The sequence below is a fragment of the Hydrogenophaga crassostreae genome (assembly GCF_001761385.1).
In the GTDB taxonomy this organism is placed as follows: domain Bacteria; phylum Pseudomonadota; class Gammaproteobacteria; order Burkholderiales; family Burkholderiaceae_C; genus Hydrogenophaga; species Hydrogenophaga crassostreae.
Genome location: NZ_CP017476.1, coordinates 3,789,704 through 3,811,345, shown reverse-complemented (window position 1 = coordinate 3,811,345; position 21,642 = coordinate 3,789,704). Strand labels below are relative to the sequence as shown.

At 63.5% G+C, this 21,642-nt stretch carries 21 protein-coding genes; 5 read left to right on the top strand and 16 right to left on the bottom strand.

Annotated features, from left to right (window positions below):
- The 5 genes from LPB072_RS23525 to LPB072_RS17470 form a co-directional block, all read right to left on the bottom strand.
- Positions 1-456, bottom strand: a complete 456-nt coding sequence (locus LPB072_RS23525) for a hypothetical protein (protein ID WP_157559344.1) — start codon at positions 454-456, stop codon at positions 1-3.
- A 233-nt stretch (positions 457-689) separates the two neighbouring features.
- Positions 690-2,555 (bottom strand): glutamine--tRNA ligase/YqeY domain fusion protein, encoded by a 1,866-nt coding sequence (locus tag LPB072_RS17485; protein WP_066085798.1) that lies wholly within the window; start codon positions 2,553-2,555, stop codon positions 690-692.
- 133 nt (positions 2,556-2,688) lie between these two features.
- On the bottom strand, positions 2,689-3,807 hold the full coding sequence (locus tag LPB072_RS17480; RefSeq protein ID WP_066085800.1) for a glycoside hydrolase family 19 protein: 1,119 nt from the start codon (positions 3,805-3,807) through the stop codon (positions 2,689-2,691).
- Between the two features lie 22 nt (positions 3,808-3,829).
- The gene (locus tag LPB072_RS17475) at positions 3,830-4,435 is read right to left on the bottom strand and encodes a hypothetical protein (protein ID WP_066085801.1); all 606 of its coding nucleotides are present in this window, start codon (positions 4,433-4,435) and stop codon (positions 3,830-3,832) included.
- 123 nt (positions 4,436-4,558) lie between these two features.
- Positions 4,559-5,509: a glutaminase gene (locus tag LPB072_RS17470; protein WP_066085804.1), complete on the bottom strand. Its 951-nt coding sequence runs from the start codon at positions 5,507-5,509 to the stop codon at positions 4,559-4,561.
- A gap of 431 nt (positions 5,510-5,940) precedes the next feature.
- Between LPB072_RS17470 and LPB072_RS17465 the strand changes: the two genes are divergently transcribed.
- Positions 5,941-6,333 (top strand): hypothetical protein, encoded by a 393-nt coding sequence (locus LPB072_RS17465; protein ID WP_066085807.1) that lies wholly within the window; start codon positions 5,941-5,943, stop codon positions 6,331-6,333.
- A 73-nt stretch (positions 6,334-6,406) separates the two neighbouring features.
- Here the strand turns inward: LPB072_RS17465 and LPB072_RS17460 are convergent, their stop codons facing one another.
- The gene (locus LPB072_RS17460) at positions 6,407-7,033 is read right to left on the bottom strand and encodes a DUF924 family protein (protein WP_066085810.1); all 627 of its coding nucleotides are present in this window, start codon (positions 7,031-7,033) and stop codon (positions 6,407-6,409) included.
- 132 nt (positions 7,034-7,165) lie between these two features.
- Here LPB072_RS17460 and LPB072_RS23240 point away from each other — a divergent pair, with 132 nt between their 5' ends.
- A complete protein-coding gene (locus tag LPB072_RS23240) occupies positions 7,166-7,615 on the top strand; it encodes a hypothetical protein (RefSeq protein ID WP_197508846.1) in 450 nt (149 codons plus the stop codon).
- 37 nt (positions 7,616-7,652) lie between these two features.
- Here the strand turns inward: LPB072_RS23240 and LPB072_RS17450 are convergent, their stop codons facing one another.
- Genes LPB072_RS17450 through LPB072_RS17425 form a run of 6 tightly spaced genes read right to left on the bottom strand, consistent with a single transcriptional unit; the run spans position 7,653 to position 11,934 of the window.
- Positions 7,653-8,492 carry a LytR/AlgR family response regulator transcription factor gene (locus LPB072_RS17450; protein WP_066086366.1) on the bottom strand — a complete coding sequence of 280 codons (840 nt, stop codon included), beginning with the start codon at positions 8,490-8,492 and terminating at the stop codon, positions 7,653-7,655.
- Between the two features lie 14 nt (positions 8,493-8,506).
- Positions 8,507-9,628 (bottom strand): sensor histidine kinase, encoded by a 1,122-nt coding sequence (locus tag LPB072_RS17445; protein WP_066085815.1) that lies wholly within the window; start codon positions 9,626-9,628, stop codon positions 8,507-8,509.
- A gap of 22 nt (positions 9,629-9,650) precedes the next feature.
- Complete coding sequence (locus LPB072_RS17440) at positions 9,651-10,616, bottom strand: alpha/beta hydrolase (RefSeq protein ID WP_066085821.1); 966 nt, start codon at positions 10,614-10,616, stop codon at positions 9,651-9,653.
- Positions 10,617-10,640: 24 nt separating this feature from the next.
- Complete coding sequence (locus LPB072_RS17435; RefSeq protein ID WP_066085824.1) at positions 10,641-11,156, bottom strand: DUF6622 family protein; 516 nt, start codon at positions 11,154-11,156, stop codon at positions 10,641-10,643.
- A 6-nt stretch (positions 11,157-11,162) separates the two neighbouring features.
- Positions 11,163-11,471, bottom strand: coding sequence for a 2TM domain-containing protein (locus tag LPB072_RS17430; RefSeq protein WP_066085828.1), 309 nt, complete (start codon positions 11,469-11,471; stop codon positions 11,163-11,165).
- A gap of 31 nt (positions 11,472-11,502) precedes the next feature.
- A complete protein-coding gene (locus tag LPB072_RS17425; RefSeq protein WP_066086369.1) occupies positions 11,503-11,934 on the bottom strand; it encodes a DUF2306 domain-containing protein in 432 nt (143 codons plus the stop codon).
- Positions 11,935-12,131: 197 nt separating this feature from the next.
- On the opposite strand from LPB072_RS17425, the gene LPB072_RS17420 reads away from it, so the two are divergent.
- From LPB072_RS17420 to LPB072_RS17410, 3 genes are all read left to right on the top strand, one after another.
- On the top strand, positions 12,132-12,698 hold the full coding sequence (locus LPB072_RS17420; protein WP_066085830.1) for a DUF1439 domain-containing protein: 567 nt from the start codon (positions 12,132-12,134) through the stop codon (positions 12,696-12,698).
- A 213-nt stretch (positions 12,699-12,911) separates the two neighbouring features.
- Positions 12,912-13,736, top strand: a complete 825-nt coding sequence (locus tag LPB072_RS17415; protein WP_066085834.1) for an undecaprenyl-diphosphate phosphatase — start codon at positions 12,912-12,914, stop codon at positions 13,734-13,736.
- On the top strand, positions 13,736-15,076 hold the full coding sequence (locus LPB072_RS17410) for an MFS transporter (protein WP_082876727.1): 1,341 nt from the start codon (positions 13,736-13,738) through the stop codon (positions 15,074-15,076). The genes LPB072_RS17415 and LPB072_RS17410 overlap by 1 nt, the downstream gene beginning before the upstream one ends.
- A gap of 137 nt (positions 15,077-15,213) precedes the next feature.
- On the opposite strand, the gene LPB072_RS17405 is transcribed toward LPB072_RS17410, so the two are convergent.
- The 4 genes from LPB072_RS17405 to mutS all read right to left on the bottom strand — a co-directional run bounded on the left by LPB072_RS17405 (position 15,214) and on the right by mutS (position 21,578).
- On the bottom strand, positions 15,214-17,142 hold the full coding sequence (locus tag LPB072_RS17405; protein ID WP_197508845.1) for a PAS domain S-box protein: 1,929 nt from the start codon (positions 17,140-17,142) through the stop codon (positions 15,214-15,216).
- Between the two features lie 21 nt (positions 17,143-17,163).
- Complete coding sequence (locus LPB072_RS17400) at positions 17,164-17,991, bottom strand: alpha/beta fold hydrolase (RefSeq protein ID WP_066085838.1); 828 nt, start codon at positions 17,989-17,991, stop codon at positions 17,164-17,166.
- Positions 17,992-18,066: 75 nt separating this feature from the next.
- Positions 18,067-18,894 carry a proteasome-type protease gene (locus tag LPB072_RS17395; RefSeq protein WP_066085841.1) on the bottom strand — a complete coding sequence of 276 codons (828 nt, stop codon included), beginning with the start codon at positions 18,892-18,894 and terminating at the stop codon, positions 18,067-18,069.
- On the bottom strand, positions 18,891-21,578 hold the full coding sequence (mutS, locus tag LPB072_RS17390) for a DNA mismatch repair protein MutS (RefSeq protein ID WP_066085844.1): 2,688 nt from the start codon (positions 21,576-21,578) through the stop codon (positions 18,891-18,893). Before mutS ends, LPB072_RS17395 begins: the two co-directional genes overlap by 4 nt.
- Between the last annotated feature and the right edge of the window lie 64 nt (positions 21,579-21,642).

The following is a 21,642-nucleotide window of genomic DNA, read 5'->3' as shown; positions in this document are numbered from 1 at the left end:
TCAGTCCTCCATGCCTGTAGCAGCGAAAATTGCCGCTATTGTAATGATCACAAAACCCCAGCTAAAGTTGCTCATATCTGTAATGGTTGAGTCCGGTTGTCCTGCGTCAGGAAAAGAGTACGAGAGGTATTTTATTTTAATGGCGCCATAGATTATTCCCCCAATGGCAATCAAAGCTACGAGGAATACCCCAAGGTAAAATTCTTTCCCTCTATTCTCACTTTGATTTTTTGTAATTAGGCGAATGATTAGTGGAGAAATTAATGTAATTGAAATTGCAATTAGATCACCTGAGCCGAAGTATCGTTCGTATAAAAATTGTTGATTTGGTATTGCCCATGATGCAATTGGCCAGAATACAATTGAAATGAGTGCGATAGGCAGTAGTGCTTCAAGCATTAGCCATGTAATTTGCCGAGAAGATATAAACGCTTGCTGTGAGCCTTTGGTTGTCATTTTCTTGTCCGAAATAAATCTTGTCTTTTTGTATGCCGACTAGTAAGACGCCCTTACTCACAATTTTTTCATTGCGCGCTTGCCAGTACTTGCTCCCTAACTTCAAGCACTTGGTCGTCGGATGTTAAGTATGTATTTGCAAGCCATTTCCGTACACAAGTATTTTGTAAGGGATTTTTCTACCTTAGTGGGGCGCTAGTGAGTGTACGCATCTCTGTACCACCTTCCACCTCTTACTTACCCCAACTATCCTTCAACCCCGCAACCCGATTAAACACAGGCTTGCTCCCTGCCACATGGTCCACGCGGTCGGCCACAAAGTACCCAAACCGCTCAAACTGGAATTTCTGATCGGGCTGGGCCAGCGCCAGCGAAGGCTCCACAAACGCGGTGACGACCTTCAAACTGTCGGGGTTCAGCGCCTCGATGAAATCTTTGTCGCCCGCGTCGGGGTTGGCGTCTGAGAACAGGCGGTCGTACAGGCGCACTTCGGCTTGCACGCCGTCGCTCACGCCCACCCAGGTGATGGCGGCTTTGGCTTTCACGCTGTCGGCGCCGGGGGTGCCGCTCTTGGTGTTGGGGATCACTTTGGCGTGCACCTCGATCACCTTGCCCTCGGCGGTTTTGGCGCCCGCGCCGGTGCACTCGATCACGTAGCCGCCTTTGAGGCGCACCACGTTCCCAGGAAACAAACGTTTGTAGCCCTTGGGCGGCACTTCTTCAAAGTCTTCGCGCTCGATCCACACCTCTTTGCCTATCTTGAATTGGCGGGCCGGTGGCGGCTCGGAGCCTTCGGGAACGGCGCTGTGGGGCAGGGCGGGTTGTTCGCAGGTTTCGGTGTGGTCGTCAGAGCCAAAGACCTCTGCCCAGTTGGTGAGCACCAACTTCACCGGGTCGAGCACGGCCATGCCGCGGTGGGCTTTGTTTTCCAGGTCTTCGCGCAGGCAGCCTTCCAGCGTGGAGTAGTCGATCCATGAATCGCTCTTGGTGACGCCGATGCGCTCGGCAAAGAGCTTCAGGCTTTCGGGCGTGTAGCCGCGGCGGCGCAGGCCCACGATGGTGGGCAAACGCGGGTCGTCCCAGCCGTTGACCTTGTGGTCGTACACGAGCTGGGCGAGCTTGCGCTTGCTGGTGATCACATAGGTGAGGTTGAGGCGGGCGAATTCGTATTGGCGCGGGGGCGGGCTGGCGAAGAGGCCGCCTTCGCAGAGCTTTTCCAGCAGCCAGTCGTAAAACGGGCGCTGGTCTTCGAATTCCAGCGTGCACAGGCTGTGGGTGATTTGCTCGAGCGCGTCTTCAATCGGGTGGGCAAAGGTGTACATCGGGTAGATGCACCATTTGTCGCCGGTGTTGTGGTGGGTGGCGCGGCGCACGCGGTAGATGGCGGGGTCGCGCAGGTTGATGTTGGGCGAGGCCATGTCGATCTTGGCGCGCAAGACCATGGAGCCGTCTTCGTGTTGGCCGTCGCGCATTTCCTGAAAACGGGTCAGGTTCTCGGCGGGGGTGCGGCTGCGGAAGGGGCTGGCTTTGCCGGGGGTGTTGAAGTCGCCCCGGTTGATGCGCATTTCTTCGCTGGTTTGTTCGTCCACATAGGCCAGGCCGGCGCCGATCAAATACAGCGCGCACTCGTACATGAAGTCGAAGTAGTCGCTGGCCTGGTAGGGCAAGGCATCGGGGTTGGCTTTGCCCGGCTCGCCGTTCCAGCTGAAGCCCAGCCACTTCACGGCATCGATGATGCTGTTGACGTATTCGGTGTCTTCTTTTTCGGGGTTGGTGTCGTCAAAGCGCAGGTGGCACACGCCGCCGTATTCCTCGGCCAGGCCGAAGTTGATGCAGATGCTCTTGGCGTGGCCAATGTGCAGGTAGCCGTTGGGCTCGGGGGGGAAGCGGGTGCGGATCTTCGCCGGGTCGGGCTGGCCCTTGCCTTGCACATCGGCCCCACCGGGAACGCCGGCCCAGCGGCGCTCGGCGTAGGTGCCTTGTGCGATGTCTTTCTCGATGATCTGGCGCAGGAAGTTGCTGACCTTGGGCTCGCCTTCGGCGGAAGCGTTGGCGGCGTGGTTGTTTTTATGGGGGGTGGCGGGGGTGTTTGAGCTCATTGGATGATTCTAGAGCCGCAGGCGGTTTTTTCAGCGAGGGCGAATGCGCTGCGCCGCGCCCTGCCTTTGGCCCCCGGTGGCGGCGCGCCGGGGGGTCTCGCCTGGTGGCCCGGCTTGCCCGGGGCGGTTCGCTTCAGTGAGCGGGCGCGTGCACTTCCTGGCGCTGGGCCTGGGTGGACGCAACCTCCGGAAGCTGGGTCAAGGTCAGCTGATCGGCCCTGGCCATCTGGTCGACCGATGTCTGCGCATCGGTGTTGGCCGCCGCGCGGGCGTCGAGCGCGCCCTCTTTGAGGGTGAGGCCGTCGAACTGGGCGTAGCGAATCTGGCCGTTGCTCACGTTGAGGTGGGTGATGCCGGTGAGGCCTTCCTGGCGGGCCTGGCTGGCCACGGCATGGGCGGTGTTGTTGAGCCCGGCGTCCCAGGGCAGCTGGTGGCGCTCGGCGATCTGGCGAACCTGTTGCTCGCTGTCCTGAATCAAGGCCAGGCTGTGGGGCGAGAGCTGCAGCTCGGGTTTGAGTTGCAGGGCTTGCGGGTTGCGGGTTGCTTCTTCTGCTTCAACAGGCGTTACCGCTGCGGGGTGGCGCGCCAGGGCTTCTTGCAGGTAGCCGTTGTTGAAGGCGGTTTCCCAGGCGGTGGCATTGGCCTGCCGGTCGGCCAGGCCGTTGGGGATTTTGTCGGGCCCGCCGGTGTTGATGATGGAGCCGGCCTGGGTCACGTCGGTGCGGGCGGTTTGCACGGCTTGCACGTTTTCGTTCCAGTAGCTGATCGCCAGGCGTTCGGCATGGGCTTCGTTGGCTGCCAGACCGGGCTGGTTGATCAGGTCAAGCCCGGTGGCCTCACCAAAGTGTTCATAGTTGTTGCGGCCGGTCAGCTGCATGTAGCCGCGACCACGAAAGGCATAGCCGTCGCCCGCCTCGGTGTTGCCGAGCCTTCTGGCCCCCCAGTCACCCCCATAGACCTGCTCGGCCACGGCTTGCCGCCGTTCGCTGGCATCGGGCATGTCGGTGATGGCTTGCGCGCCTTCGCGGGTCAGACCGTTGCGGCCCGGGAACACGTCGTACAGGCGGCTGCCACTGTAGTTGAGGTTTTCTTCGAGGCGCGAGAAGTTCTGGCTTTCATGCTGAACCTGGCCCATGAAGTTGGCCAGTTCTTTGGGGTCGGTCATGCCGCTGCGGTAGGCGGCCACCAGCAGCGATTCGGCGCGCTGCATCTGTTGCGCGCCGCTCAGGTGGGGAATGTTGGGATCTGCCATTGTTCAATCTCCCGCCGTTCGTTCACTGGCCCGGCTGCTTGAGCTGGCCTTTTTCCCATTCCTTCTTGCCCGGCATTTGCGCCATGAAGGGGTCGAGTTGCGCGCGGTTGATGTGATCGTCGCAGAGTGACCGGATGGCCCGGGCCTTCAGCGGCCAGTTGGCGGGCAGGTTGTCAGCCTTGGCGGAAACGGGCTCTTTCTCGTCGAGGCTGAAATGAAGAAAGTCACCCTTTTCACCCGCAATGAACAGGTGGGGTGCGGCCGACATGGAGACCCAGGCATACATGTGTTGCTTGTAGTCGCCGGGCTCTTCGGGGTAGCTGAATTGCACCTTGCCTTGCGGCGACCCCACGGCCACATAGGCATAACCCGGGTTGTCTCTGGGCGCGCCCTTGAACTGCAGGAAGTCAGGCGAGGCGCAGAGCGACAGCAACCGCTGGTCACGCAGTTCGCAAGAGAAGCCCACGGTTTCCCGGGGTTGGCAGTTGTGGCTCACCGGGGCGGCGCCTTGAAGCGCTTTTGGCGCGACCGGCCCGTTGGCGCAGGCGGTCAGGCCCATCGCCAGGATGGCACTGGCAGGCCAGGCAAGTTTTGAGCGGGTTGGGGCGAAGCGGCGAAGGGTGGGCATGGCGCTGGCGGTGATTGGGTTGTAGGCTATTTTGCTTCATAAGTGGCGGCATGGGCCTGTGCAAAGGCCCGGCATGCCACGCCAAGTGGCTGCCGCTTCAGGCGCACCAGGGCCCACCCAGGTTCACACCGAGCTGTAGCCCCAGCCGGTGAGCTGCACCAGCCGCTCCAGCGCAAACGCGCCGAGCACCGAATTGCCTTTGGCATCGAGTTCGGGCGACCAGACGGCCACGGTGCCGACCTCGGGGATCACGGCCACGATGCCACCGCCCACGCCGGTTTTGACCGGCAGGCTGATGCGGTAGGCGAAGTCGCCGGCGGCGTCGTAGGCGCCGCAGGTGAGCAAGAGGGCGTTGACGCGGCGGGTCTGGTCGGCGGTGAGGAAGTGTTCGTCGGGCTGGCCTTGCAGCGTGAGGTCGCGGCCGTCGTTGGCGAGGAACATGCTGGCCTGGGCGAGCTGGGCGCAGGTCATTTCGGTGGCGCACTGGGCGCAGTAGTTGTCGAGCACCAGCGCCGGATCGTTGTGGAAGTTGCCGTGGCTTTTCATGAAATAGGCCATGGCCATGTTGCGGTCGGCGTGTTCGCGCTCGCTCCGGGCCACTTCGGGGTTCCAGTGCAGTTCGGGGTCGTCGGCCAGGCGGCGCAGCGCGCCGAGCAGGGCGTAGTCGAGCTGCACGTAGCGGCTGGTGAGGATGTCGGTGATGACCAGCGCGCCGGCGTTGATGAAGGGGTTGCGGGGAATGCCGTTTTCGGTTTCCAGCTGCACGATCGAATTGAACGCCGCGCCCGAGGGCTCGCGGCCCACGCGTTGCCACAGGGCATCGCCTTCGGCCCTGAGCGCCAACACGAAGGTGAACAGCTTGGTGATGCTTTGCAGCGAGAAGGGCACATGGGCGTCGCCCACGGTGTGGGTGCTGCCGTCGACACAGGCGATGGCCATGCCGAACTGGTTCGGCTTGACATTGGCCAGCGCGGGTATGTAGTTGGCGACCTTGCCCTCGCCGAAATGGGCTCGGGCCTCTTCGCTGATGCGTTGCAGAAGGTGGGGGATTTCAGACAAAGAGGGGTGGGCCATGGTGGCGAATTGTAGGAAGCCCCGGGGTGTGTGCGGCAGAAAGCATCGAAGCGAAGCCCGCGAAAACCGGGAATCGCATGGGGAAACCGGGAAGCCCCAGGACCCCCGGGGCAGGAGGCCGTACAGTGCGAGACAGGTATCTCGCCGTTGGCCGCCGGTGTTCTTGCTGTTGCGCAGGCTCCCTGGCCTTCGGGGCCACCCCGGGCGTCGCGCATGGCCTGTTGAGTCACAAAGCTTGAGTGACCTCGGTGAAATCGACCACAAACGGCCTGCATCAAACCGACAAGGGGTGAATTTCTCACTTTGAGCGGCAGAAGCTTTGGTTTAAGGTAACGCCCGAGGGAAGCGATTGTTGGACGCACTTCACACACGGCTTGTGAGGAGCCTGTGCGAATCGCCCGACCATCGGCAGGCAACCATCCATTAAAACCATGAAAAACGACAACCCAGACACCTTTCCCGAAGCCGAACAAACCCGTTGGCAGGAAACGGTGGCCGAAGATGTGTTCCTGCCCACGGTTCGCGTGCAGCTGAACTGGAGCGACGTGGAGGCGGCCGTGGCGCAGGGTGCCATCGTGCCCCAGCAGGCCCATGCGCTGTGGGCCGCCTGGGCGATGCCTGGCAGCGAAACGCGTTTGAGCGCGAGCAGCCCTGAGGCGTCACGATCGGGCGATTACGTGGCGCCGAGCACCCTGGAGAGCGATTGGGGCGCTCGCCGGCCGATGCCGGTGATCGAAAAACAAAGCCCTTTGCCGGTCGTGGTGGGGTTCGTGACCGGTGCCCTGGTGGTGTTGGCCGCCGTGGCGCTGTACAGCCTTTTTTGAGACCCGGCCCTGAACGCCAGGGCCTGATGGGCTGGCCGCGATCGCGGCCTTTGCGGGGTTTGGCTGCAGCGCCTTACTGACCGAAACGCGGCCCGGTTTTCAGGAATTCGTTTTCCTCGGGCGTGTTCTGGCGCCCCAGCACGGCGTTGCGGTAAGGGAAGCGGCCAAAGCGTTCGATGATGTCGCGGTGCTCCCGGGCGAAGCGCAGGTTGCCTTGCAGGGTATCGGTCAGCTCGGGCGGGCTGTCTTTGACCAGCGCCTCAAACCGGCTCACGCATTCATCCTGCAATGCCAGGCTCTCGGCATGCATCAGCGGCATGTAGAAAAACACCCGACCGACACGGGGCAACGCCTGGTCTTGCTCCAGCGCGAGTGACTGCAACACCAGTTGCTGCGCCCTCTGGTCTCCGGAAAAGGCCTTGGCCTGGCCCCGGAAGACGTTGCGGGTGAACTGGTCGAGCACGATCACCAGCGCCAGACGGGTGAGCGGCACGGGTTCCCAGTCGAGCAGATCGCCGTCCAGTGCCGCGGCCACCAGCGGGCCAAACGCGGCATCGATTTCGGCGTCTTGTTCGACGCCGCCGCCGAACCAGCGCTTGCCCAGTTCGGTGCTGGGCCAGTCGCGCTCAACGCCGTCTGCCAGCCAATAGTGGAGCACCTCGGCGGCAACGGGCGGCAGGGGAGTGGATGGTTGGGTCATGGTGGTTTGAACCTCCTTGTGGCGTTACGTTTGGCAACAGAATCCTTACCGGGCAAACACACAGTGTTTACACAGTTTGAATGTAATAGCGCCATGGTGACCGATTTGGAAGCCGATCACAGGAGACCTTACATGACGACACAGAATTCCAAATCCCTTTTGTCTGCCTGGCGCCGCTCGTCGGGCCTGGCGCGCGGCTTGGCGATAGCCGCTCTGGCCGCTGGCGGCTGGGCGCTGTCGACGGCCGCAACGCCGGCCCATGCCGGCGATGTGTATTGGTCGGTGGGAGTGGACTCTCCTGGCGTATCGGTTGGCGTGTCCAATGCACCGCCACCGCGCGTGGTGGTGCGCCCGCGCCCTGTGTATGTGGAACGGGCACCGGTGGTGGTGTATTCCGACCACCGCCGTCCGCGCCCGGTTTATGTCGAGCGGGCACCGGTGGTGTATGTGGAGGACTACGGGTATCGAAGCGACCGCCGCCACCATCGCCACAGCCGATGGGACCGCCATGACCGGCGCCACGACCGCCATGACCGCCATGGACACGGTGGCAAGCACCGCGGTCATCGCGGCAAGCATTGACCGTCAAAAGCTCGGGTTCGCCAGCGGCTGAGGGCCGCTACATGGCGCGAAAGCGGGCCGCGTAGACGCGGCTCACCGCTATCCGCTGCCCATCCCGCTCCCGCAGCATCAGGCTGGTGCGACCGGCTTCATCGCGTTGCACGCTGTCGATGGCGGCGGCGCGCACCACGGTGCCGCGGTGCACCTGCCAGAACTCGCTTGGGTCGAGCTGGGGCAGCAGGTCTTTGAGCGGTGTGCGGATCAGGTATTCGTGGACGGCGGTGAGCACCCTGACGTATTTGTCGGACGCTTCAAAAAGCACCACATCGTTCACAGGCACCATGTGAATGGCATGGCCCACGCTGGCCTGGATCACCTTGAGGCGTTCTGGCAAGGCCGAAGAAGTCGGCTCGGGCCCACCGAGCAGGGCGCGCAGCTGGGCCAGCGTGGCGTCCATGGCGGCTTCTGAAGTGGGGGTTGCCGGGGTGGCGCGCTGCGCCAGCACCGATTGCACGCGTTGCGCGGTTCGCGCGAGGCGGCTGGCTTGCACCGGTTTCAGCACGTAGTCCATCGCCTGTGCCTCAAAGGCTTGCAGGGCGTATTCGTCGTAGGCGGTGACAAAAACCAGCGCGGGGAATGGCGGCGGGTTGGGGCCGTCTTCGGCGGGCCATTCGTCGGCCAGTTCGGCGGCGGCTTCCAGGCCGGTCATGCCCGGCATGCGGATGTCTAGAAACACCACATCGGGCGTCAAGGCCAGCGCTTTTTCGACGGCGGCCTGGCCGTTGCCGACCACCGCGATCACGTCCAGCTCGGGCCAGACCTTTTTCAGTTCGGCTTGCAGCGCCGCGGCAAGCAAGGGTTCGTCTTCGGCGATCAGGGCGGTGGGGTGGCGGGGCATGTTCATGGCACGGCTCAGTGGGCGGCGGCTTTGACGGCTGCGGTTTCCAGGGGCAGGCGCAGGCTGATCCAGGTGCCCTGGTTGGGGGCGCTGCGCCACAGCAGGCGGTCGGCACCTTTGGGCGCGGGGCCAAAGGCGGTGGTCAGGCGCTCGCGCACCTGGGCCAGGCCAAACCCGGCGCCAGGCCGGTTGCTGTCCGGCTCACTGGTGCAACCCGCGCCGGTGTCGTTCACGGTCAAGAGCAGCGTGGCGCCGTCGGCGCTTGCGCTTACCTGGACTTCACCGCCGTCCACGTGGGGCTCCAGGCCATGGCGAATGGCGTTTTCCACCAGGGGTTGCAGCAGCAGCGGCGGCAGCGGGTGGTGGGCGAGTTCGGGCGGCAAGGTGAGCGTGTAGCGCAGGCGCGGACCCATGCGCACGGCCATGAGTTCGAGGTAGTCGCCGAGGCGGGCGAATTCGTCGTGCAGCGTATGAGGGTGCTGTGGCGTGTCGTCGCTGCGCGAGGCGCGCAGGGTGGCGCGCAGGTAGTCGTTGAGGCGGTCGAGCATCTGCACGGCCTTGTCTTGATCGACCGTGATCAGGGCGCGCAGGTTGGCCAGCGTGTTGAACAGCATGTGGGGCTCAAGCTGGGTTTCCAGCAAACGCAGGCGCGCTTCGGTGGCCTGGCGTTGCAGCGACATCGCCTTTTCCCGCTGGTAGAAAAAAACCAGAAATCCCACGCTGATGGCCAGCGAGCTGGCCAGAAAGCCCCAGAAACGCCTGGGCGATTCGCCAAGCATCGCGAAGGTGGAGACGTTGGCGTAGAGATCGCCAATCCAGGTGCCCAGCAGGTACCCGAACACCGAGCCAAAGAGCATCCACGCCATGGAGCGGCCGTTCAGGACCCAGTAGTTCGGGGCTTGCAGAAGCAGCCATTGGCGAGCGGCGATGCGCAACGGGTCGGCGAACAGCCAGATGGTGGTGCTGATGGCGAAGCTGTACACCAGCGACTGGCTCATGGCGTTGGCGCCCGACTTGTTGAACCAGTTCAACATCGCGATGCCCAGGGCCCCGATCAACACGATCAGGCCCCGGCGCAGCAGACCGCGGTGGGTTTCGGGCGGAAGCCAGCGGTTGAAGAGGTTGGGGGTGGACATGGCGGGTCGGGCTCGGGTGGCTTCATTCTAGGTTTGCCGCCGCGGCAACCGCCTGGAGCGCGCGCCGGTCAAGCGTGAGGCCCATGTGGTTGATGCCGTCCACGGTGGTCACGGGCACGGCATGGCCGGCTGCCTGAAACACGGCGGCAAAACGGGAGGCGTCAAACAGTTCGTCGTCTTGACCAGCCAGGATGCGAAGCGGTTGTCGGATCTGGCGGATGTCTTGGGCGAAGTCGCTGTGGGGGCGGAAGTTGGTGGCGAGCGCGTGGTCGTATTGTTCGGTGAGCTGGTCGCGCACATCGGCGTTCAGGCCGAAACGCAGGGTGCTGAGGTGGTTGAAGACGGTGATGCCGATGGGGTTCAGGACGCTCAGCGCGATGATGCGCGGCAGGCCGATCGACACCCAGTCGTCATTGCCGGGGCGCTTGGTGGGTGAAGACTGGTGCAGGAAAGGCGAGAGCAGCAGGTAGCGGTCAAAAAGGCTGGCGCGGTGGTCGGCCGCGAAGCGCAAGACGAAGCCGCCGCCTGAAGAAAACCCCAGCAGGGTGCTGGGGCCGGGCCAGGCCTGCGCTTTCATGAAGTCTTCGATGTCGTCTTCGAGCTGGCCGATATAGGCGATGTGGCCGCGAGGGCCGGAGTCACCGTGGCCGCGGATATCGAGCGCGGCCACGTCGAAGCCCGCAGCGGCGAGCGCCTGGGCCATGGGGTGCATGGAGCGGCCCCGCGCCGATGAGCCGTGAACCAGAACGATGCGGCGCGGCGCAAGGTCCGCCGTGTTGCCGGTGGCGGGGTAGTGCAGCCAGGCGAGCCGGGTGCCGTCTCGGGCGGTGTAGTGGCTGTTGGGTGGCACGGCCGAAAAATCGACCTTGGCAAAGGGCTCGTTGATGCTGGCCAGGGGCTGGATGGGTGCTGGGCCACCGAAGGCCAAGGCCGCAGCGATGGCGGCCACCGCGATGGTGAAGGGCAAGACGATGGGCAGCCATTTCATGGTGATTTCTCATGTGTTTGGTGGTCAGGCTGCGATGGCATCCGCTGGCGTCTGTTTTCTGGCCAGGCGCCAGAGGCGAAGCCCACGGCCGAGGAACACGCCGCTGAACAGGCCATAGAGTGCACCGGCTGTGGTGGTGAAGGAGGGCCACTGGGCGAATTCGGGGTGCATGCCGAGCGCGGCACCCACGGCGTATTTGGTGAAAAAGATGCCCATCATGAGCGCCAGCGGCACGGCGCTGCCGGGCAGCTTGACGCGCCGGGTGGTGGCATTGAAGCGGGTACCGGCGGGCAAGGGCAACGCCAGCAGGGTGGTGGTGGCGACCGCCAGACCTGCCGCCCAGGCGAGCAGGGGCCATGGTGCGGCGCCAAAGGCGCTCACGGTACCGGCGAGGGACAGCACCACCATGACCAGCGGCAAGATGCTGGCGCGCTGGAGCTTGATTTCGCGGCCACGCATCTGGGAGAGGCCCAGAACGATCAACGCGGCAAACAGGGCGAACACCCAGATGGGGGTGTGGGCAAGGATCTGGCTCAGCATGCTGGCTTACCGGTTGTGGTTGATCAGGCGCTGGCGCTCGCGCCGGACCAGGCGCTCGCCCAGACCGGCGCCGAGGTCGGCAAAGAAGACGCGTGCGCCGTGGATGGCCAGGCCAAGGCCCCAGCCCAGCGCAGGGCCTGCGGCCCAGAGGCGCCCTTGCCACCAGCTGAGCAGGGCCAGGCCGGTGATGACGGTGGCGTAAAGGGTGGCGTGGCCGTACCAGCCGAGGCGGGCTTTCGCGCGTTGGCGGGCAAGGCGCTCGAGGTCAGGAGAGAGGGGGCTTTGTTCGGGGGCGGTGGTGAAGTCGATGGTCATGAGAGGCTCCTGAAAAGTGTTTGACGTGTATTTAGACGAGGCCGAGCCATTGGTTCCAGACCAGTTGGCCGAGATAGCGGTTGGGCAGCAGGGTGAAGACGCCGGAGCCGATGCAGGCGAAAAAATACAGCGACTTCATCCAGTCACGGTGGCGATCCATATCGCGCCGGAACAGGGCACGAAATGCCATGAACAGGCTGCCGAACACCACGGGCACCAGCATGTGAATGGGTGTGTAGCCAGCGATGTTGGGCAGCGAGAAGTCGCGAATGAAGAGGGCCGAAACGGCCGTCATCAGCATCAGCGTGACCCAGGCGTAGCCGGCTGCGCGGTGCAGGCGGGGGCGCTGGGTGGCCGATTGGCCGGTCTTGTGGCCCCGGCGCGCCCACAGCGCCAAGGGGCCCAGGGCCAGGGCGCCGAGCGCGGCGCTGAGGTGGATGGCGATGACAGGTGACATTTGCATGGTGTGGCTCCGTTGGCTGGGCTGTTGGGCGCAACTGTGCCCGGCTGACCACGGCGCGACGAGCGGATTGAGACGAATGGCCGGGGTCTGGGCGCGAAACGGGCCATTTCGGGCGTGAACGGCGGCGGCCAACGCCGGTGGTGTGGGCGACACAGTTCCTACAATGCGACAACTGTTGATTCAAAGGAACCTCACCCATGCAGCTCAACCGACGCGATCTGATTCTGGTTTTGGCGGCGCCACTGGCGCTGGGCGCCTGCTCTTCGATGCGCAGCGGGCCGCGGCAGGTTGACGTGTCGGAGCGCCGTTTGCTCGATCTGATTTCCCGTCAGTTCCCGCTGAAAAAGCGCTATCTGGAGTTGTTCGAGGTGGAACTCAGCGACCCGAGCCTGCGTCTGATGCCCGAAGAAAACCGCATCGGTACACGCTTGAACTTCGCCGCCAACACCCTGCTCAACCGCTCGGAGCCCTGGACCGGCCAGATGGCCTTGAGCTATGGCTTGCGCTACGAGCCAAGCGATCAGACGGTTCGGCTCGATGCGGTTCGGCTGGATGGTTTTGATCTGGGAGGGGTGCCCGCGGCCTATGTCAAGCCGTTGCGCGGGGCCGGCACACACCTGGCCGAGAACCTGCTGCAAAACCTGGAAGTGCACAAGTTCAAATCCCAGGAGTTGCGCTCGGTCGAAGGCTTCGGTTACCAGCCGGGGCAACTCACCGTGGTTCCCGGCGGCCTGCGGTTGCAGCTCGACCCGCTGACCCGCTGACCCGCTGACCCGCTGACCCGCTGACCCGCTGATCAGGCGGCAAACCGTTGCATCGCGGGCCATGGGCCGGCTCAGGCGCGGGTGAATCCATGGTTTCAGCGTTTTACCGCCGTTTGCCCCGCTTCTTCCAGGGTTGCAGAGGGTAGGATAGAGCCCGATTCACAGGCCAGCGGTTGGCCTGTTCTTATTTCAGCCGCTTGAGGCGGTTTCAGTATGGATACAGCGTTGTTGATCAAGGCCGCCATCATGGGCGTGGTGGAGGGCTTGACCGAATTTCTTCCGATTTCCTCCACAGGACATCTGATTCTGGCGGGCAGCTTGCTCGACTTCACTGGCGACGGCGCCAAGGTGTTTGAGATCGCGATCCAGACCGGCGCGATATTTGCCGTGATCATTGTGTATTGGCAGCGCATCCGCGAGACCATTGCCGGTTTGCCTTCGCAAGCGCGGGCACAAAAGTTTTCGATCAATGTAGCGATCGCGTTTGTGCCGGCGGTGGTGCTGGGGCTGTTGTTTGGCAAGATGATCAAGACCCACATGTTCACGCCGGCGGTGGTGGCCACGACTTTCATCTTGGGGGGCTTCATCATTCTGTGGGCCGAGCGCCGCCAATCGGGTCCGGCGCGCATCAATGACGTGGACGAAATGTCACCGCTTGATGCGCTCAAGCTGGGCCTGGTGCAGTGTCTGGCGCTGGTGCCCGGCACCAGCCGCAGCGGCTCGACCATCATCGGCGGCATGCTGCTGGGCTTGTCGCGCAAAGCGGCCACCGATTTCAGTTTCTACCTGGCGATTCCCACGCTGATCGGCGCCGGGGTCTACAGCCTCTTCAAAGAGCGTGCCTTGCTGTCGGTGGCCGACATCCCGGTGTTTGCCGTGGGGTTGCTGTTTGCGTTTTTGAGCGCCTGGCTGTGCATCCGCTGGTTGCTGCGCTATGTGGCGAGCCACAGCTTTGAGCCGTTTGCCTGGTACCGCATTGCGTTTGGTTGCGTGATCCTTTTGACGGCCGGGATGGGCTGGGTGGATTGGGCCGTCTGATGCCGGGCAAGTCTCTTGTCGACAACGGCCCTTCGATGGGGCCGCTGCTGTGGCGCCTGTCGGCCTTGCTCAGCGGCGTGGGCTTGCTGATCGTCGGGGTCGGCTTGCTGTTCTCCGTGTTGGGTTTGCGCGCCGGGCTGGCCGACTTCTCCAGCATCACGCTGGGCCTGGTGACGGCGGCGTATTTTGTGGGTTTTGTGGCGGGTACCTATGCCTGTCCGGTGATCATTCGCAGGGTGGGCCATATCCGTGCCTTTGCGGCCATGGCTTCGCTGGCGTCCACCATGCCGATTCTTCATGCCTTGTGGGTGGACCCCTGGTTTTGGGGGGTGCTGCGATTTGTCACCGGCGTTTGCATGGTGGGCCTGTACATCGTGATCGAGAGCTGGCTCAACGCCTTGGCGCCCAACGCTTTGCGCGGTCGCCTGTTCGCGGTTTACATGGCAGTCAACTTCGTGGCGCTGGCACTGGGCCAATGGCTGATTCTGGTGGGTGACCGGCTGGGCTTTGTGCCGTTTGCCATGGTGTCGGTGATGTTTTCCTTCGCGCTGTTGCCCATCACCATGACCGAGGTGGACGAGCCGCCGCCGGTGGAAGCGCCCACGCTGAGTTTGCGCAACCTCTACGAAGCCTCACCCATCGGCATGGCAGCCGCCATGGCCTCGGGCCTGATCACGGGGGCTTTCTACGGCATGAGCTCGGTGTTCGGCAAGGCGGTGGGCTTTTCCGATGCCGAGGTGGCCAGTTTCATTGCGGCGGCGATTTTGGGCGGTGCGGTGTTTCAGTGGCCCGTGGGCCATTATTCCGACTCGCACGATCGGCGCATTGTGTTGATGTGGGTCTGCATCCTGGGCGCGGCGGTCACGGCTCTGGCCTTTGCCATGACCGAGCGCTCGGAGAATTCCCTGATTCCCCTGGCCGACTCCCTGATCCCGCTGGCGGTGGTGTTCGGCGGCCTGATTTTTGCCATTTACGGTTTGTGCGTGGCCCATGTGAACGACCAGATCGATTCGTCGCGGCTGGTGGAGTTCACTGGCGGCCTGTTGCTGATTCACGGCATTGGCGCGGCCATCGGGCCGGTGGTGGCCGGTGTGGCGATGGATGTCGCCGGGCCTTCGAGCCTGATGCTTTACTACACCGCGGTGATGGGGTCGCTGGCTCTGTATGCGATCAAGCGCTTCAGGGCAGCGCCGGCGGCGGTGGCGACGGCAGACAAAGCCGACTTTGTGCTCATGGGCGGCGGTTCGCAGGCGGTGTTGCAAATGGATCCACGGACGACCGCTGAAGGCGAGGCCGACGGAGCGCATTCGGCCGCGGGTGCGCCTGAAGTGCGTAACTGAGCTGTCGCGCTGACGCGGCAGTGGTCAGACCGCTGCCTTGCGCCCGGCAGGGCGCGGCCCTCGTTGGCTCCTTCAACCACCGCTTCCAGCTGGCGTTCCGACCGAGGGTTTTTCGGGCTCTGTGGCGGCGCCTGGCGTTAGTCGGGGGAAGACGGCGCGGGCAGGTTGAAGCAGAATTGCGCACCTTTGCCGCGCTCGCCCGATGCACGCAGCTCGCCGCCATGGCGTTTCACGATGCGCTGGGCGGTGGCCAGCCCTACGCCAAGGCCGGTGAACTCATGGGGCATGTGCAGGCGCTGGAATGGCTGGAACAGTTTTTCTGCATGGTGCATGTCGAAGCCAGCGCCGTTGTCCTTCACGCAAAAGAAGATCTGATCACCCTGTGCTTCCTGAAACACACGGATTTGCGCGGCCTCGGTATGGGCGGTGTATTTCCAGGCGTTGTGCAACAGGTTTTGCAGCAAGGCCTCGACAAGGGCTGGGTCGGCTTGCGCTGTGAGCATGGGTTCGACGGCCCAGTCCACCCGGCGCTCGGGTTCATCGTGGGCGAGTTCCTGGAGCAAACGGTGGGCGATGTCGCTGATGTTGACGGGCTTGCGGACCACTTCGCCGCGGGCGTACTGGGCCAGTTGTAGCAGACCATCGATCAACAATCCCATTTTCTGGCTGGAGGCCTTGATGCGCTGGATATGGGTCTGGCTGCTGTCGCTGAGGGTGGTGTTGTCCTCTTCCAGCGCCTGCGCGAAGCCGTTGATGATGCGCAGTGGCGATCGCAGATCGTGCGCTACCGCATAAGAATAGCTTTCCAGTTCACCGTAGGCGTCTTTGAGTTCTTTGGTGCGCTCCTGAATGCGTTGTTCGAGGGATGCGTTGAGGCGCTGGATTTCAAGCTCTGCGAGTTTGCGGGTGCTGATGTCTTGCGTGACCCCATAGGCGCGGTTGGTGTGGCCCTGTGCATCACGGTCAAAGCTGGCACTCACCTGAAACCAGCGAACGGGCAAGTCTGGATGCCCCCGGTAGGTGCCGTGGTAGCGGTTTTTTCCCTTGATGGCCGCGATCCACTCCGCTTCGATTCTCTGGTGTTCTTCAGGGTGCGTCGAGTTGAGAATCTGTTCGACACCAAACTCGGTTGAAGGCAACCCCAGTCCTTTGTGGGTATTGCCAAAGGTGCGAAACCGGCGCGTGGCGATGTCGGCTTCCCAGGTGATGAAGTTGGCCACACCCTGGGCTTGCCGCATCAACCTGTCACTGGTGCGAAGGGCTTCTTCGGTCGCTTTTGCGCCAGAAATGTCCTGCACCACCGAAATGAAATAGTCGGGCTCGCCACTGGGCTTGCGCATCAGGGCCACGGTGAGCTGGGCCCAGATCAGGTGGCCGTCTTTGTGGATGTAGCGTTTCTCGAGCGCGTAATGGCTGCGCCGACCCGCCAGGGCCTCTCCTATGTAGTTCACATCGGGGCCAACGTCATCCGGGTGGGTGATATCCTGGAAAGTCAGGTGCTCAAGCTCGTCTTCTGTGTAACCCACCAGATTGCAAAACGTCTGGTTGACGTCCAGCAGCTGGCCTTGGAGACCGACGTGTGTGATGCCGGCTGCGGCGTGTTCGAACGTGTTCCGGGCCATTCGCTGGCTGTCGCCCAACTGGCGTGTGAGTTCGTGGAGGCGCCGGTTGCGTTGTTGCATCGCCCAGATGGCGCCCAGGATCACCAGCTGGGTCAGCAGGTAGGTGACGTTGAGCCAGAACGCTTCCGAGGAGTCGCCTACGGCCATTTGGCCAAACGGGGTGATCAGGAAGAAGTTGGCCAGCGTCATGCCGAGCAGGGTGCTGAGCAAGCCCGCAGAGACCCCGCCAAAGAGCGCTGACAACACGGTGGCCAGTGTCAAGGTGGCAAAGCGTGCACCCGATTCGGGGGTTCCCATCTGCATGCGCAACCAGAGCGCCAGAACCGTCACGGCCACAGCCACCCCCCACCTCAGCCACAACGGGCGGTGTTGCGGTTCGCGGTCCAGCAAGCGCAGCCACAGGGCGGGCAGCGGCGAAGGACGGCTGGAAGGGGGCTGACTCATGCGCGTTTCAGGCATGGTTACTCAAGACCGCATCGATTGCAAGACCCGTTCGATCATTGCGGCGGTCTCGGTGGGTTTTTCCATGGGGAAAAGGTGGCTGCCCTCCACCATGGCAAGCCGCTCGGGGTGTTTGGATCCGACCACTTTGTGGGTCATCTGCATGCCCACCTGTTTCATCTCCAGCGAGGCGGTGCCGCCGATAAAAGCCACCGGGCATTGCAGCGGATGGCGGCGCAACAGACGGTCGAGGTTGTGGGGCAGGGTGTTGTAGATGCGGGTTTCAATCTCGCGGTCAAAACACAGGCAACGCTTGCCGTCGACATCGGCGGTGCCATGTTCGATGAAGTCGCGCAGCACCTGCGGCTCCCATTGTGCAAAGGCCTTCTTGCTGGCGAAGTGGTCGAAAGCGGCCATGGCATCCGGCCAGCTGTTGCGCCGCCGCTGGCTGATCTTGCCCGGCGAGATCGATCCCACCAGCTGGGTGCGTTTGGCCAGTTCCAGCGTGCGCGCCCGCCAGCCACCCAGAACAGGTGAGTCGAGCAACAGCACGCCGCGCAGGGCGTGGCCACCGAGCTTGGGATGGCGGGCGGCGCACATCAGGCTGAGGAAACCCCCCAGTGAGTGGCCCACCAGCCAGGCGGGTTCGCCTGCGCTCTCTATTTCGGCGGCCGCAAAGTCGGCGACTTCCTGCACCAGGTGGGGCCAGTTGCTGGTCACCGGGTAGTTGGGGTTGTGCGCGAGCATCGCTGGTGCGCGCACGCTGAAGCCCCTGGCACGCAGGGATTTGAACATCACGCCATAGGTGCTCGCGGGAAAGCTGTTGGCGTGGGAAAAGATGATGAGGGACATGGTTGGGGGACTATCCGGCCGTTGTGCAACCACGGTTCGGCAGCGCTGGTATGGCGCGCGAAGTGGTTGCAGGCATCAGATCAGCTTCTCGCTTGCGTTGGTGATCTTGCGCAGTGGTTGGTGGCGCGCTTCATCGCAGCGCAAAGGCACAGCAGTTGGGGCCCCGTCCCAGGTGGGGTCTTCAATGCTGTCGAACATCTCGCGCAGCTTGGCGCCCCAGCTGTTGCGCAGCATGTGGAAATACGGGTTGTTTTCGTCGATGCAGGTGATCTTGTCGCTCTGGAAGCGGTTGGCTTCATACACCGCCATGTCCAGAGGCAGACCCACCGACAGGTTGGATTTGAGCGTGGAGTCCATGGAGATCAGGACGCATTTGGCCGCTTCATCCAGTGGCGTGTGAGGGGTGATGACGCGGTCGAGAACGGGTTTCCCGTACTTGGATTCGCCGACCTGGAAAAAAGGCGTTTCGGCCGTGGCCTCGATGAAGTTGCCGGCTGAATACACCTGAAACAAGCGCATGGCTTCGCCCTGAATCTGTCCACCCAGGACCATGGAGACGTTGAAGTCCACGCCAGCGCGCTGCAAGGCGTCGCCATCGCGGCGGTACACATGGCGCACCGCCGAGCCCAGCACGCGGGCAACATCGAACATGCTTCTGGCATTCCAGATGGTGATGGGCTCACCGCCCTCGGGGTCGTCCAGCTTTTCAACCTGAAGAATCTCGCGCACCGCTTGCGAAATTGACAGGTTGCCGGCCGACAGCAGGCACATGAAACGATCGCCTGGCTTTTCATAGACGATCATTTTTCGGAAGGTGCTGATCTGATCGAGTCCTGCGTTGGTGCGGGAATCAGACAGGAACACCATTCCGGCGTTGATCTTGACGGCGACACAGTAGGTCATGACGGTTTTTCGGAGAGTTTTTTGAGCGCGTAGAGCTGTTCAAGCGCTTCGCGGGGCGAAAGGGCATCTGGATCGATCCCTTGCAAAGCGGCTTGCAGAGGGTGAGTTTCAGGGGTTTCTGCCACCGGCGGTGCGGCAAACAGGTCCACTTGATCGCGGCTGTTTGTGCTTTGGCTCTCGAGCGCGGCCAAGGTGTGGCGTGCGTGCTGCACCACCGAGGTGGGCACACCGGCCAGGCGGGCGACCTGAATGCCGTAGCTGCGGCTCGCCGGGCCGGGCTCGATCTGGTGCAGGAAAACAATGCCCGACTTGCCGCCGCCTTCTACCGCGCTCACGTGCACGTTCACCGCCGCATGGTGGTTGGCCGGGAACTCGGTGAGTTCGAAGTAGTGGGTGGCGAAGAGCGTGAAGGCCCTGGCTTTGTCGTGCAAATGGGCGGCAATGCCACCGGCCAGCGCAAGGCCATCGAAGGTGGAAGTGCCCCGGCCGACTTCGTCCATCAGCACCAGGGAATAGGCGCCCCCTGGGCCGGGCTGCGCTCCGCCCTCCCCCCGAGGGGGGCTGGTCAGCTTGGGGCGGCCCGGCGCTTCCCTATGCGCCGTGACGGCGTTGAGGATTTGCGCCGCTTCGGTCATCTCGACCATGAAGGTGGACTGGGCGTTGGCCAGGTCGTCGGCAGCGCCGATGCGGGTGTGGATGGCGTCGATGGGGCCGAGGCGGCAACTGGTGGCGGGCACATAGCTGCCCATGCAGGCCAGCAATACGATGACCGCCACCTGTCGCATGTAGGTGCTCTTGCCGCCCATGTTGGGGCCGGTGATGACCTGCATGCGCTGTTTGCCACCCATCACCGTGTCGTTGGCGATGAAGCTGCCGCCGGTGGTCTCGTTGAGGCGCGCTTCCACCACCGGGTGGCGCCCGCCGCGGATTTCGATGCAGGGTTCGGCCACGAACTGCGGCGCGGCCCATTGCAGTGTCAGCGAGCGTTCGGTCAGCGCGCAGACGGCGTCGAGCGCGGCAAAAGCGCGCGCCAGGCGGGTGAGGGCCGGAATGAAGTCTTGCAGCTGGTCGAGCAGTTGTTCGAACAGCCATTTCTCCCGGGCCAGCGCGCGGTCCTGGGCGGAGAGGGCTTTGTCTTCGAAGGCTTTCAATTCGGGCGTGATGAAGCGCTCGGCATTCTTCAGGGTCTGGCGGCGGCGGTAGTCGTCGGGCACCTTGCTGGCCTGGCCTTGCGTGACCTCGATATAGAAGCCGTGCACCTTGTTGAATTGCACGCGCAGGTTGGCGATGCCGGTGCGCTCGCGCTCGCGGGTTTCCAGGTCGATCAAAAAACTGTCGCAGTTGTTCTGAATGGCGCGCAGTTTATCGAGATCGGCGTCGAAGCCGTCGGCGATCACGCCGCCGTCGCGCACCAGCGCCGACGGCTCGGCTTGCAGCGCGCCGCGCAACAGCGCTTCACAGCCTTCAGGGGGCAACAGGTCGCGCTCCAGTCGTTGCAGCATGTCCGGAGCCTGGCCTTCGACCAAGCTGGCGTGCAGGCTTTGCGACAGCTCGGCGGCGCGCGCCAGCGTGAGGCCCAGGCCCACGAGTTCGCGCGGCTTGACCTGGCGCAGGGCCGTGCGCGCCGTGATGCGCTCCACATCGCTGGCACCTTTGAGGGCCTGGCGCAGGCGCTGGCCCAGGCCTTCGCGCAGCGTGGCGATGGCTTCCAGCCTTTCGCGCGCCTGGGTGCGGTCGCGCTGAGGTTCCAGCAACCAGTTGCGCAACTGGCGGCTGCCCATGCCGGTGTGGCAGGTGTCGAGCAGGGAGAACAGCGTGGGGCTGGTTTCGCCGCGCAGGGTCTGGGTGAGTTCGAGGTTGCGGCGCGTGGTGGTGGGCAGGTCGATGAGCTCGTCGCTGCGCGCCACGCGCAGGCTTTTCACATGGGTGAGCGCGCGGCCCTGGGTGTGTTCGGCGTATTCCAGCAGTGCAGCGGCGGCGGCATGGGCGTCGGTGAGGGCTTGCGCGTCCCAGGCGGCGAGGTTGGCGGCCTGCAGTTGTTCGAGCAGCTTGCGCTCACCCAGACCCCCGTCGAAGGCCCATGCGGGGCGCAGCACGGCCACGCAGCGCGAACCGCTGGTGGCAGGTGCAGCGGCCAGCGATTGCACGGTTTTCTCGAAGGCCGGGCTGACCTCCGCGCTGTAGAGCACTTCACCGGGCGACACGCGCGCGATCCAGTCGGCCAACTCGTCGCTGGCGCACTGTGCCAGGAACACGATGCCCTGTGTGACCGACATCCAGGCCAGGCCGCAACCGGTGCGCGCACCGGGGTGCACCGCCATCAACACAGCCTCTGACTTGTCCGACAGCAGTTCGGTATCGGTCAAGGTGCCCGGCGTGACCACCCGCACCACCTTGCGCTCCACCGGCCCTTTGGACGTGGCGACATCGCCCACCTGCTCGCAGATCGCGGCGGATTCACCGAGCTTGATCAGGCGTGCCAGGTAGTTGTCGAGAGCGTGAAACGGAATGCCCGCCATCACCACTGGCGAGCCGGCGGACTGGCCGCGCTGGGTCAAGGTGATGTCGAGCAGGCGGGCGGCCTTTTCGGCATCGCCGAAAAACACCTCGTAAAAATCCCCCATGCGGTAGAAGACGAGTGTGTGCGGGTACCCGGCTTTGATACCGAGGTACTGCTGCATCATGGGGGTGTGACCGGAGAGATCTACGCCGTCCGGTGGGGGTGTGCTGATTTCGCGATTCAACGCC